Below are 12,533 nucleotides of genomic sequence, written 5' to 3'. Positions count from 1 at the left end.
TCACAATTCTCGGGCAGCAGCCCCACACTTCCACCTACTGTGGTTCCCGCCCGGGCCTCGACCACCGCCGGGCAGGGGCCGGTCGGACGGCGCCGGGGAGGGCGCCGCGGAGGGGAGAACGATGGGGACGACCGCCGCGCCCGCGGCCGCCGGAGGATTCCGCACCACGCTGAAGCGCGGCCTGGCCCGTGCCGCCGGCTCCGTGCCGGGCGAGGGCGCCACCTACCTCATCTACCACCGGATCGGCGGCGGCACCGCCGACGAGCTGGACGTCGCCACCGCCGACTTCACCGCCCAGCTGGACCTGCTCGCCGACCTGCCGCCCGGCCGGGTGGTCTCCATCGACGAGGCCACCGACCGGCTGGCCGCCGGCCGCCGCACCCCCAGCACCGTGCTCACCTTCGACGACGGCTTCGCCGACGTGCACGAGCGGGCCTGGCCGCTGCTCGAGGAACGCGGCCTGCCCTTCACCGTCTACCTGGCCAGCGGCCACGTCGGCGGGGAGATGCGCTGGGAGGGCTCCACCGCGAAGGGCCCGGCCGCACCCGGCCTCAGCTGGGCGCAGCTGCGCGAGATGACCGACTCCGGCCTGTGCACGGTCGCCAACCACACCCGCAGCCACGCCCGGCCGGTGCTGCTCACCACGGCCGAACTGGACGGCTGCAACGACGACGTCGAGGAGCAGCTCGGCACCCGGCCGCGGCACTTCGCCTACACCTGGGGCGTGCCCGTGCCGCACATGGCGGTCGCGCTGCGCGCCCGGTTCCGGACGGCCGCCACCGGCGAGGTCGGCCGCAACCTGCCCGGCTCCGACCCGGCCCGGTTCTGCCGGGTGCCCGTCCGCCGCACCGACCCGATCGACTTCTTCCGCGCCAAGCTGTACGGCCGGCTGGTCCCCGAGCGCGCCTACGCCCGGATCGTGGCCGCCGCCAAGGCGGTGGGCGCCCGTGCCTGAGTCCGCCGGCGCCCCGCGTCCCGCACCCCGGCTGCGCGGCCCCGGCGGCCGCCCGCTGAGGGTCGCCCACCTGACCACCGTCGACATGAGCCTGCAGCTGCTGCTCGCCACCGAGCTCAAGGTCGACCTGGAGGCCGGCTTCGAGACCTACGGCATCAGCGCACCCGGCCCGTACGTGCCCCGGCTGGAGGCGATCGGCGTACGGCACGAGCCGCTGCACGCACTGACCCGCGCCTGGCACCCGCGGGCGGACGCCGCCGCCGGGCGGGAGCTGCTGGCGGTGCTGCGCCGGATCGAGCCGGACGTGCTGCACACCCACAACCCGAAGACCGGCGTGCTCGGCCGGGTGCTCGGCCGCCTCGCCCGGGTGCCGGTGGTGGTGAACACCTGCCACGGGCTGTGGGCGCAGGCGCACGACCCGCTGGCGAAGCGCGCCTTCGTGCTCGGCGCGGAGGCCGTCGCGGGCCGCTTCTCGCACGCCGAGCTGTACCAGAACGCCGAGGACCGGCGGACCCTCGCCCGCGCGGTGCCCCGGTACCGCTCACGGGTGGTGGGCAACGGCGTCGACCTCATCCGCTTCACCGCGGACCGCTCGGCCGACCGCGCCCGGCTGCGCGCCGCGCTCGGCGTCGCCGACGACGAGCTGCTGGTCGGCGGGGTCGGCCGGCAGGTCGCCGAGAAGGGCATCCGGGAGTTCGCGGAGGCGGCCCGGGCACTGGCCGGCAAGGCCCGCTTCGTCTGGATCGGGCCGCCCGACCCGGACAAGCCGGACGCGCTGGACGGCGCCGAGAGCGGCATCGACTTCCTCGGCGCCCGCTCCGACATGCCGGAGCTGTACGCGGCACTGGACGTCTTCGTCCTGCCGTCCCACCGCGAGGGCTTCTCGCGCTCCGCCATGGAGGCCGCGGCCGGCGCTCTTCCGATGGTGCTGAGCGACATCCGCGGCTGCCGGGAGATCGGCACCGACGGCGAGCACCTGCTGCTCGCACCGCCCGGGGACGCCCGGGCGCTCACCACCGCGCTGGACCGGCTCCTCACCGGGCCGGACCTGCGCGCGCGGCTCGGAGCTGCGGCCCGCGCGCGGGCCCTCGCCGAGTTCGACCAGCGTGCGGTGGCCCGCGTCTCGCTGGAGACCTACGCGGCCGTGGCCAGGGTCAGGGGTCTGCCCTGGACGGTCGGCTGAGGGCCCGTCCACACCACCACACCCGTTGGGGGAGAGCATGCAGCCCGTTGGGGGAGGCATCAGGCGCGGCGGCGATCTGCTGATCGCCGCGGCTGCGGGGATCGTCGCGGTCCCGCTCGGCCTGCTGATCGTCGTGCTGATCCGCTGCACCATGGGGGGCCCGGTGCTGTTCCGGCAGACCCGCACCGGACGGCACGGCAAGGAGTTCGACATCCTGAAGTTCCGCACCATGCGGGAGAAACGTTACGCCGACGAGCCGGACGCTCCACGGATCACCCGGCTCGGCACCTTCCTGCGCACCACCAGCCTCGACGAACTGCCCCAGCTGTGGAACGTCGCCCGTGGGGAGATGGGCGTCATCGGCCCCCGGCCGACCCTGCCGGAACAGGTCGTCCACTACACCGACCGCCAGCGCGGCCGACTCGCCGTCCGCCCCGGCCTCACCGGCTGGGCCCAGGTCCGGGGCCGCAACTCGATCACCTGGCCCGAGCGGATCGAACTCGACCTCTGGTACGTCGAGCACCGCTCGCTCCTGCTCGACCTGCGCATCCTGCTGCTGACCGTCAAGGTGCTGCTCCGGCCCGCCGGCATCACCGCGGCGGGCGGCGTCAACCCCGGTTTCCCCGTCCCGGCCGAGCCGCCGGCGCGGGTGGTCGTCCCGCTGATCGCCCCGCGGGAGGCCGAGGAGGCCGCCCCGTCCGCCGTCTCACCCGCCGCCGCAGGCCGATGATGGAGCCATGACCGAAGCCCAGCTGTGGATCGCCGGCGCCGGGGGCGTCGGCCGGGAGGCGCTCGACACCGCACTCGCGGCCGGCGTCCCGGTGGCCGGCTTCCTCGACGACCGGGCCCGCGGCACCGAGGTCCGCGGACTCAAGGTGCTCGCCCCCGAGGACCTGCCGCCCGGCGGCCGCTACCTGGTCGGCATCGCCGACCCGCACGTCCGGCTGCGCCTCGCCGCCCTGCTGGACGCGGCCGGCGGCGAGCCCGCCGTGCTCGTCCACCCGCGGGCGCTGATCGCCCCCGAGACCGAACTGGCCCCCGGCTGCCTGGTGATGGGCGGCGCGTACGTCTCCAGCGGCGTCCGGCTCGGCGCGCACAGCCAGGTGCACTACAACGCCACGGTCGGCCACGACGCGGTGCTGGGGGAGCGGGTCACCGTCTACCCCGGCGGCAACGTCTCCGGGTCCGTCCGGCTCGCCGACGGCGCCACCGTCGGCTCCAACGCCGTGGTGCTGCAGGGCCGGACGGTCGGCGAGGACGCCTTCGTCGGCGCGGCCGCCGTGGTCACCCGGGACGTCCCGCCCGGCACCGTCGTGGTCGGCTCCCCGGCCCGGCCGCTGCCGCGCCCCGCCGGGGGCCGACCCCGGCAGGCGAAGGCCCGGCCGGACCCGGCGGGTTAGGGTCGGGCCATGGCCATTCCGAGCTTCCTCGCCGATCTCCGTGCCCTCGTCGGCACCCGCCCGCTCTGGCTCTCCGGCGTCGCCGCCGTGATCGTCGACGGGCAGGGCCGCGTCCTGCTCAACCGCCGCAGCGACAACGGCCGGTGGGCGCTGATCGGCGGCATCCTCGACCCGGGCGAGCAGCCCGCCGAGGGCCTCGCCCGGGAGGTGCTGGAGGAGACCGGGGTGAGCGTCGAGCCCGAGCGGCTCACCTCGGTGACCGTCTCCCCGCTGCTGGAGTACCCCAACGGCGACCGGGCCCAGTACCTCGACCTCACCTTCCGCTGCCGGCTGCTGGCCGGCGAGGCGCGGGTGAACGACGACGAGTCGCTGGAGGTCGGCTGGTTCGCCCCGGACGCGCTGCCGCCGCTCGACGACTACGCCCGGCACCGGCTGGCGCTCGCCCTGGCCGGCGCCGAGCACACCGTCTTCTCCTTCGAGCCGCAGGTCAGCGGGAGCTGAACCACTCCGCGGTGCGCTCCAGGCCCTCCCGCAGCGGCACCGCCCGGACGTCCGGGAACAGCTCGCGCAGCCGCCCGTTGTCGGCCTGCGAGTCCCGGACGTCCCCGGCCCGCGGCTCGGTGTGCTCGGTCTCCAGCGGCCGGCCGAGCACCGAGCCCAGCTCGCCGACCAGCTCCATCAGCGTCGTCCGGGTGCCGAACGCCAGGTTCACCGGGTCCGGGTGGACGACCCGGCGCAGCACCGCCTCGGTGAGCACCTGGGCGACCGTCCCGACGTAGGTGAAGTCCCGGCTCTGCCCGCCGTCCCCGTGCACCGTCAGCGGACGGCCGGCCAGTGCCGCGTCCAGGAAGGCCGGCACCACCGCGGCGTACGCGTGCCCGGCGGGCTGCAGCGGGCCGAAGACGTTGAAGAAGCGCAGCGGCAGCACACCCAGCCCGTAGCAGTGGTGGTAGGCCGCCAGGTACGCCTCGGTGGCCAGCTTGCTCACCGCGTACGGGCTCATCGGCGCGGTGCGCATGGTCTCGCGCTTGGGCAGCTCCCGGTTGGCCCCGTACACCGAGGAGGAGGACGCCGCCGCCACGTACGGCCCGCCGGCGCGGCGGGCGGCCTCCAGCACCTCCAGGGTGCCGGTGGCGTTGGCGTGGTGGCTGGCCAGCGGGTCCTTCACCGAGCGGGGCACCGAGGGCAGCGCGGCCAGGTGCACCACGGCGTCGGCGCCCGCGAAGGCCTCGTCCAGCAGCGCCGCGTCCAGGATCGTGCCCTGGTGCAGCGTCACGCCGAGGCCGTCCAGGTTCGCCTTGTCGCCGGTGGACAGGTCGTCCACCACCCGGACCTCCGCGACCTCCGGGCGGGCCAGCAGCTCCCGGACGAGGTTGGCGCCGATGAAGCCGGCTCCGCCGGTGACGACCACGCGCATGCTGGGACTCCCCCCGTTCGGCCGGAGCCTCTCCCCGCCCCGCGCTCCCGGCCGATGCTAGCGGCGCGCCGAGCCGCCGTGAGGGCGTTCCGTCACAAATGGGGCCGACCGGTCTTGTGCTGCCGGTACGTCTCCTCGGCCGCGTCCAGCACGGCCGCCAGGTCGCCCCCCGCCGTCGCGGTGACCACGGCCGCCACCGCGCCCTCCACGAACGGTGCGTCGGCGAACCGCACCGGGAAGGGCAACCCGTGCTCGTCCGCGTCGGCCAGCAGCGCCAGCACCGTGGTGACCGCGCTGCCCAGGTCGGAGAGGACGGCCACCCCGTGCCCCTGGTCCACCCGCCGGGCGGCGGCCGCCACCAGGACGGCGCTGGTGCCGAGCCCGTCGTCCGGGGTGCCGCCGGTCGCCGACACCGGCGCCGGGTCGTCGCTGCCGGACAGCGTCAGCGCGAGCCGGCGCACCGCCAGCGCCAGCTCCTGGCTGTGCGAGACCAGCACCACCCCCACCCGGCCGTGCCCCGACGGCCTGGTCGGCCGGGGCACCGGCGCCGGGCGGGTCGCGGTCGCCGACCCGGCGCCCGGGGCTGACGGGGCGTCGGAGATCGGGATCACATCGGCGCGCGTGCCGGCCCGGCGGTCCATCGGCTGCTCCCTGGAGGCTGAACGATCGTGCGGGCACCACTCTCGCAGCCCCGCGCCGCCGGACGGGCCAATGGCGGCCGTGTCTACCACAGCCGGCCGCCGCCCGGCGGGCGATCCGCCGCATCGCCCGCCCGCGGACCGAAGTCGCCCCGCCGCCGACCGGCCGCTGGCTACATTGGAGCCCGGACGACAGCGGGAGGAGCAGGGGATGACGACCGACACGGTGACCGGCGCGGGGCGCATGCCGAAGCCGAGACTCGACCTCGGCGGGGCGGAGTGGCTCTCCAGCAGCCAGGGCGCCGGAGACGTCCAGATCGCCTTCGTCGACGGCTTCATCGCGATGCGGGACGGACGCAACCCGGACGGGCCCGCCCTGGTCTTCACCCCGGCCGAGTGGCGGGCCTTCGTGCTCGGCGCCCGGGACGGCGAGTTCGACCTCACCTGACGGCGGCGCCCGGCGGACCTCCGGCTGAACCCCCGGTGACGGCACGGAGGTCACAAATGAATTCTGATGGTCCGAAACTCGTTGACTGCTGGACAAGCGGCAGCCCACAGTATGGAGCAGGCAGACGCCGTGCCGACCGCCCCCACGCGGTCGAGCACGGCGCCCGCTGTGCTGCCCGTCACCGGCGCCGGCGACGAGCTCCTCCCGAGGTGTCCCCGCACGCACCGGAGTGCGTTCGGCCACCCGGGCCCGCGAAGGGCCGGTCGTCGCCGGGAGGAAGGCACCGTGCCGAGAGCTACTCGACGGCGGTGCCGAAGTGTCCGGGTCATCCGCACGCCCCCACGCGGCGGTGTCCCGGACAGGTCCGCGAGTGCGACGGGCCGGGGCCCCGCGAACCTGGCTTGTGGAGTTGTCGTTCGTCGTTCTCCGCCGTCCGGCCCGCCCCTGGCGGGCAGCGGGACGGCGACGGTGGATCAGGTCTGTTCGCACGACGACGTGCTGAGCGAGGGAAGCGCGACACGGCACGCCTGAACAAGCCGCCCCCCGGTGGGACGAACCCACAGCGGCTGTCGTGCTGAACCGAACGTAGCCCGGACGGTTGCTCAGAGTCAACATTGGTCTCTGAGCGTCGATGCCCGGCCGGTCACCGCCGTGCGCCCGCGTGCGCCGGGGCACCCGTGCGCGGGCCGCGCGGCCCCCGACCCGTACGATGGTGTCATGTCATTCCTCCGCCGTCGCTCCGGCTCGCCCGCAGGTCCGGACTTCGACGTGCTCGCGATGGACCCGGGCGACTGGCCCGGCCACTTCGGGGCCATGACGATGAACGCCCAGGACGGCTCGTGCCAGGGGATCTTCCTGCGCTACGACCTCTTCGGCGGCCGGGGACCGGCCATGTTCATCGGCAACCTGCCGGACGGCTCGCCCGCCCGCGAGCCCGAGGACGGCGTGCCCTTCGAGGTCCGCCAGCTGCTCGCCGCCCTCGAGAACGACGAGCCGGTGGACTTCGTCTCCGCCGAGGACTTCCCGGTGATGCTCGGCGACGACCTGCTGATCGTGAAGAAGGTCAAGGTCTCCGAGGAGCGGGTGTTCTGCTCCCAGTTCGGCCGCAGCGACGGCGTGCTGGTCACCATCGCCTCCTGGGACCGCCCGATCGCCGACGACCTCTACCAGCTGCTCAAGCCGCTGCCGGCGGAGATGTTCCAGCAGGGCTGATACCGACCGGTACGGACGCGCTTGACGGTGGCGATCAACGCTTCGTACAGTCGCCGACATGTCGTGCCGCCCTCCGCTGCTCACCCGCCGCAGGCACCTCGACCTCCGGCGCGACGCGGGCGGGAGCTGTCCGGGCAGATGACCGGGGGCCCCAGGCCCCCCGTCCCCGCGGCACCGGGCCGCCGCCAGGCCGCCCGCACCCACCGGACCGCCGACCCAGCGCCCGCGGACGGCCCGGACGGTGCCGCCCCGCAGCCCGCGTCCCGCCGCAGCCCGGAGGCCCCCCCGACATGACCCCCGCCACCGCCCCGCCCCACGAGCGCACCGCCGTCACCGACGCCCTCGCCCGCCTGCCCCGCGTCGCCGACCTGCTCGCCGCCCGCGCGGAGGAGCACGACCGCGACGGCACCTTCCCCTACCAGGGCGTCGAAGCCGTCCACGAGGCCGGACTGCTCACCCTCACCGTGGCCCACCGGCACGGCGGCGCCGGCGCCGGACTCGCCGACACCGTCCGCGCGCTCGCCGGACTCGGCCGCGGCGACGCCTCCGTCGCCGTCCTCGCCGCCCACACCCTGCTGCTCCACGCCGAACAGGCCCGCGCCGGGCTGTGGCCGGCCGCCGCCTACCGCAAGGTGCTCACCGAGTCCCGCCGCGGGCCGGCCCTGCTCGGCACCCTCCGCGGCGAGCCCGGCGCACCCGCCACGGTGGCCCACTGGGACGGCGAGGCCTGGGAGTTGACGGGCCGGAAGCACGACTGCAGCGGCGCCGAGGCGCTCGCCTGGATGGCCGTGCCCGCCCGCACCGACGAAGCCGTGCCCCGGACGGGCCTGTTCCTCGTCCGCGGCGACAGCCCCGGCCTGGAGATCGACCCGGTCTGGGACCAGCTCGGCCTGCGCGCCAGCGCCGGCCACGACATCGTCCTCGACCGGGTGCGGGTCGCCCCCGAACTCGCCGTCCGGCTCACCGCCCCCGGCCGCGACACCCCGGAGCAGCAGGCCGCCGCCGGCACCACCCGGGCCTGGCACGACCTCGCGCTGTCCGCCGTCCACCTCGGCACCGCCCGCGCCGCCCAGGACTGGCTGGTCCGCTTCCTGCGGCAGCGCACCCCGGCCAACCTCACCGAACCGCTCGCCACCCTGCCGCGCTACCGCTCCGCACTCGGCGAGATCGAGGCCGCCCTGATCGGCGCCGAGGAGGTGCTCGGCGCGGTCGCCGCCGCCGTGGACCGCGGCGAGCCCGGGGCCGCCGCCCGCAGCGCCGCCGCCCAGCTGCTCGCCGGCCGCGCCGCCACCACCGCCGTCCAGCAGGCCGTCGCCCTCAGCGGCAGCCCCGGGCTCAGCCGCCGCCACCCGCTGGAGCGCTACCTGCGCGACGTCCTCAGCAGCCGGGCGCACTTCCCGCCGGACGACACCGTGCTGGACGCGCTCGCCGGGGCCGCCCTGGAACGCGGCGGTCCGCGCCGCGCCGGGTAGCCCGGAACGAATCCGGCCCACCCGGCCCGACGCGGACCGCGACGACCTCAGCGGGTGCCGACCGCCGCCCGCACCGCGCGGCGCGCCAGCGCGGCGTCGTCGTACAGCCGACGGATCATGATGCGCTGCTCCTCGCCCGCGCCGGGGACGTCGTGCAGCCGGATCTCCCGCATCAGCACCAGGACGAGGTTCACCAGGAAGGCGTCCCGGGCCAGCGTGCCGCCGGACTGCGCGAGCTGGCTGATCTGCCGACGGGCCGCGGTGTCACCGGAGAGCACGCTCCACAGCACCGCCAGGTCGTAGCCCGGCAGGTACCAGCCGGCCTCCTCCCAGTCGAGCAGCACCGGGCCGGAGGGCGCCAGCAGGATGTTGCCGAGCAGCGCGTCGCCGTGGCACAGCTGCCGGCCGGTGTTGGCCAGGCCGTGCAGCAGCTGGCGCAGGTCGCCGGCGTCCCGGTCGGTGAGCTGGCCCACCGAGTGGTAGCGCGAGATCTCCAGGGAGTAGTCCAGCGGCTTGCCGAACACGTCGGTCGGCGGACGCCACAGGTTCAGCGTGCGCACCGCACCGAGCACCGCGCGGACCTCGCCCGGGGTGGGCGGGTTCACCGGGTGCCGCTCACGGGCCGCCGGCCGGCCCGGCACCCGCTCCAGCACCAGCACGCAGCGGTCGTGGTCGGCCGCCACCAGCCGGGGCAGCCGGACCGGCGGGCGGTGCCGCACGAACGCCCGGTAGACCGCCACCTCGTGGTGGAAGCGCTCGACCAGCTGCTCGTCCCGGGCGGCCTGCGGCGCCAGGCACTTGGCGACCACCGGCGCCCGCCCGATGGTGCCGGCGATCAGGATGTGCCGGCTGCCCTCCCGCAGCACCTGTCGGGGGAGGAAGGCGGGACATATCCGCGAGACGGCGGCCAGCGCGGCCTTCACCGCGGGCGTCTGCAGCGCCGCGGGGTCGACCCGGTCGACGAAGCCCTCACCCGTGCGGGTGGTGAGCAGCCGGCCGGGGACCGACCGGACGGGGACCTCTGGCCGGCCGGCGAGCGCGGTCCTGGCCAGGGCGGTGCGGGGGTCGCGCAGCTCGGTGCCCCGCGGCGCGGGCCGGCCGCCGGCCGCGGTCGGGGGCCGCAGCGCGGGGCGGGCCTGCCCCGGGAGGTGGCGCGCGGTGCCCGGTTCGGGGGCGGGTGCCGGGCGGGTGCCGGTGCTGGCTGTGGAGTACATGGGCTGGTGAGGGTCCCTTCCTGGCCGACTGCGGTGCCGTCTTCGCCGGGTCGGGCCGGGGGCCTGCGAGCTGCCCCTGGTGCGACCGGCGGCCCGGGTGGAGTGCGGGCGTCGGGCGCGGTGCCGGCGGGCCTCCTCCGCACCCTGGGGAATGCGGTGTCCGCCTGCCGCGCCGTGCCCGACGCCCCCGCGCCACCCGGCCGCGCCACCCCCTCCGGGGAGTCCCGGAGGCGTCCGCCCGGAGCCGTTCGGACGGGTCGCTGACGACCCGTCGGGCCGGAACCGTGGACGTTCCGGCCGCCTCCCGGCTCCGAAGTCGGGGTGGCGCCTTCCTACCTGACACCGCGTCGGCACTGGCACACCATGTGGCGTGCCCTGGCGAACCCTGGCGAATGGTCGCGTGGCATGTGACAGAGCCACTACTGTCGAAATCAGCCGAGGAACCTGGGGGCTTCACGTGAGCAAGGGGCCGAACGCCAGACTCGCCGACCTGTTCGCCCTGACCGGATGGTCCAAGGGCGAGCTCGCCAGGCTGGTCAACCGGCGCGGTGCGGCGATGGGTCAGCAGCAGCTGTCCACCGACACCTCGCGGGTGCGGCGCTGGATCGAGCAGGGGGAGATCCCCCGCGATCCGGTGCCGCGGGTGCTCGCCGCCGTGTTCACGGAGCGGCTCGGCCGTGTCGTCACCACAGAGGACCTCGGTCTGGAGCGACACCGGCCCACCAGGGCGGGCACCCCAACGGAGACGGCGGCGGTCGTGCCCTGGCAGCCGGATCGGACAGCGGCGGTCCTCACCGAGTTCACGGGAATGGACCTCATGCTGAACCGACGCGGTCTGGTCGGTGCGGGCGCGGCGCTCGCCGCCGGCACCGTCATCGCCGACAACCTCCACGACTGGCTCACCGGCGACGGCGTCGCCCACGCGGCCGAACGACCCGGCCCGCGCCACGTGTTGACCCAGGGCGGCCCGCAACCCGTCGTGGACGTGTACGACGCCGGCCCGGTCGGCAACGACGAAGTCACCGCCCTGGAACGGTCCGTGGAGGTCTTCCGGGCCTGGGACGCCTCCCGCGGCGGCGGCCTCCAGCGCAAGGCCGTGGTCGGCCAGCTCAACGAGGTCGGCGGGATCCTGACACACCGGCACAGCCCGTCCGTGGAACGCCGGTTGTGGACGGTCGCGGCCAACCTCGCGGTGCTGGCCGGCTGGATGTCCCACGACGTCGGTCTGGAGCCCACCGCGCAGAAGTACTTCGTGATCGCCGCGCAGGCCGCCAAGGAGGCCGACGACCGGCCCCGGGCCGGTGAGGCGATCTCCCGCGCCGCCCGCCAGATGCTCCACCTCGGCCGCGCCGACGACGCCCTGGAGCTCATGCAGCTCGCCCAGGCCAGCGCCGGCGACCGCGCCCAGCCGCGGACGCGCGCCATGCTGCACACCGTCGAGGCCTGGGCGCAGGCCTCGCTCGGCCGTTCCGAGGCGACCCGGCGGGTGCTGGGCGAGGCCGAGGACCTCTTCGTGCAGGACGCCGACGAGGCGCCGCCGAGCTGGATGCAGCTCTTCAACGAGGCCGAGCTGCACGGCATGCAGGCGCTGGTCTACCGCACCCTGGCCGAGCACGACCCCGGCGCGGTGCGGCTCGCCGAGCAGCACGCCCGCCGCGCCATCGACCTGCGGCCGGCCGGCCGCGAGCGTTCGGCGCTGCTCGACCAGATCACCCTCGCCTCGGTCTACTGGATCTCCGGGGAGCCGGACGAGGCCTGCCTGCAGGCCAAGCTGGCGATGAACGCGATCAACCAGACGTCCTCGCTGCGGACCTGGGACCGGCTGCGCGAGATGTACCGGCTGGCCGGCCGCTACCAGGGGCTCCCCGAGGTCGCGGAGCTGCGCGAGGAGATCGACGCGGTGATGCCGCAGCGCCGCCGGCAGGTCTGAGCGCCGCCGGCAGGTCCGGGCGTTCCGGGGACCGTCCGCGTCAGCCGTGGACGGGGCGGATCAGCATGCGCAGGGCGGTGGCCCGGCCGTCGCGGCCGAGCAGGGGTGCGCCGGTGCAGCGCACCGTGGTGGTGCGGCCGTCGGGCCGGCGTATTCGGACGGTCGCGGCGCCGGTCTGCCCGTGCACCAGGATGCGGGTCACCAGGCGGCAGAGCTGCGGCCGGTCCTCGGCGTGCAGCAGGACGGGGAGAGCGTCCAGGGTGAGCGGGCCCAGCCCGCGGTCGCGGCCGAGCAGGCGGAAGGCGCCGTCCGACCAGTGCACGTCGTCGGTGAGCAGGTCCCACTCGGCGGCGGCGACGTCTCCCGGACGGCTCACGGCGGGTGCGTGGCCGGCGGTCAGGCTCATCGGGGCTCGCTGCGTGTTCGGAGGAGGGTGAGGGTGCGGCCCGCGCAGGGCCGTTCCCCGAGCCTGCCACAGCGTTCCGTCCGATGTGGGGGATTTGCGGACATCGTCCGCGAACTTTCCGGTGGCATATGCCCGGACCTGCGCGCGGCGGGAGCGCGGGGACGGTTTTCCGCCGCCGATCCGTTGCCCTGTGTGCAGATAACGGCCCCAAGCGGTAGCCTTCGGTGATTCCGGCGCCCGGGCGCCTGTCCAGGACCG

At 75.7% G+C, this 12,533-nt stretch carries 13 protein-coding genes; 9 read left to right on the top strand and 4 right to left on the bottom strand.

Annotated features, from left to right (window positions below; all coding sequences use genetic code 11):
* Nucleotides 1-121: 121 nt before the first annotated feature.
* The 5 genes from AB0442_RS17660 to AB0442_RS17640 are packed head-to-tail and all read left to right on the top strand — an operon-like array spanning nt 122 to nt 4,039.
* The gene (locus tag AB0442_RS17660) at nt 122-955 is read left to right on the top strand and encodes a polysaccharide deacetylase family protein (protein WP_363542909.1); all 834 of its coding nucleotides are present in this window, start codon (nt 122-124) and stop codon (nt 953-955) included.
* On the top strand, nt 948-2,138 hold the full coding sequence (locus AB0442_RS17655) for a glycosyltransferase (protein ID WP_366163785.1): 1,191 nt from the start codon (nt 948-950) through the stop codon (nt 2,136-2,138). Before AB0442_RS17660 ends, AB0442_RS17655 begins: the two co-directional genes overlap by 8 nt.
* Nucleotides 2,139-2,175: 37 nt before the next feature.
* Nucleotides 2,176-2,868, top strand: a complete 693-nt coding sequence (locus tag AB0442_RS17650; RefSeq protein WP_366163783.1) for a sugar transferase — start codon at nt 2,176-2,178, stop codon at nt 2,866-2,868.
* A 7-nt stretch (nt 2,869-2,875) separates the two neighbouring features.
* Nucleotides 2,876-3,538 carry a NeuD/PglB/VioB family sugar acetyltransferase gene (locus AB0442_RS17645; protein ID WP_366163781.1) on the top strand — a complete coding sequence of 221 codons (663 nt, stop codon included), beginning with the start codon at nt 2,876-2,878 and terminating at the stop codon, nt 3,536-3,538.
* A gap of 9 nt (nt 3,539-3,547) precedes the next feature.
* Nucleotides 3,548-4,039, top strand: coding sequence for an NUDIX domain-containing protein (locus AB0442_RS17640; RefSeq protein ID WP_344625041.1), 492 nt, complete (start codon nt 3,548-3,550; stop codon nt 4,037-4,039).
* On the opposite strand, the gene AB0442_RS17635 is transcribed toward AB0442_RS17640, so the two are convergent.
* Nucleotides 4,026-4,955 carry an NAD-dependent epimerase/dehydratase family protein gene (locus tag AB0442_RS17635; protein WP_366163779.1) on the bottom strand — a complete coding sequence of 310 codons (930 nt, stop codon included), beginning with the start codon at nt 4,953-4,955 and terminating at the stop codon, nt 4,026-4,028. The two genes, AB0442_RS17640 and AB0442_RS17635, sit on opposite strands and share 14 nt — an antisense overlap.
* Nucleotides 4,956-5,047: 92 nt before the next feature.
* Entirely contained in the window at nt 5,048-5,596 is a 549-nt protein-coding gene (locus AB0442_RS17630) for a PTS fructose transporter subunit IIA (RefSeq protein ID WP_366163777.1), read from the bottom strand.
* Nucleotides 5,597-5,804: 208 nt separating this feature from the next.
* Between AB0442_RS17630 and AB0442_RS17625 the strand changes: the two genes are divergently transcribed.
* From AB0442_RS17625 to AB0442_RS17615, 3 genes are all read left to right on the top strand, one after another.
* Entirely contained in the window at nt 5,805-6,041 is a 237-nt protein-coding gene (locus AB0442_RS17625) for a DUF397 domain-containing protein (RefSeq protein WP_363542903.1), read from the top strand.
* 717 nt (nt 6,042-6,758) lie between these two features.
* Nucleotides 6,759-7,253 carry a hypothetical protein gene (locus AB0442_RS17620; RefSeq protein WP_344625037.1) on the top strand — a complete coding sequence of 165 codons (495 nt, stop codon included), beginning with the start codon at nt 6,759-6,761 and terminating at the stop codon, nt 7,251-7,253.
* Nucleotides 7,254-7,543: 290 nt separating this feature from the next.
* Nucleotides 7,544-8,725 (top strand): acyl-CoA dehydrogenase family protein, encoded by a 1,182-nt coding sequence (locus AB0442_RS17615; RefSeq protein ID WP_366163776.1) that lies wholly within the window; start codon nt 7,544-7,546, stop codon nt 8,723-8,725.
* 47 nt (nt 8,726-8,772) lie between these two features.
* Here AB0442_RS17615 and AB0442_RS17610 read toward each other — a convergent pair whose 3' ends face one another.
* A complete protein-coding gene (locus AB0442_RS17610; protein WP_366163774.1) occupies nt 8,773-9,939 on the bottom strand; it encodes an aminoglycoside phosphotransferase family protein in 1,167 nt (388 codons plus the stop codon).
* Between the two features lie 457 nt (nt 9,940-10,396).
* Between AB0442_RS17610 and AB0442_RS17605 the strand changes: the two genes are divergently transcribed.
* Entirely contained in the window at nt 10,397-11,869 is a 1,473-nt protein-coding gene (locus AB0442_RS17605) for a hypothetical protein (protein WP_359987180.1), read from the top strand.
* A 40-nt stretch (nt 11,870-11,909) separates the two neighbouring features.
* Here AB0442_RS17605 and AB0442_RS17600 read toward each other — a convergent pair whose 3' ends face one another.
* Nucleotides 11,910-12,275 (bottom strand): PAS domain-containing protein, encoded by a 366-nt coding sequence (locus tag AB0442_RS17600; protein WP_366163772.1) that lies wholly within the window; start codon nt 12,273-12,275, stop codon nt 11,910-11,912.
* Nucleotides 12,276-12,533 lie beyond the last annotated feature (258 nt).

It is taken from the genome of Kitasatospora sp. NPDC085895, assembly GCF_040702125.1.
Classification (GTDB): Bacteria; Actinomycetota; Actinomycetes; order Streptomycetales; family Streptomycetaceae; genus Kitasatospora; species Kitasatospora arboriphila.
This window is presented reverse-complemented; position numbering and strand designations above follow the sequence as displayed.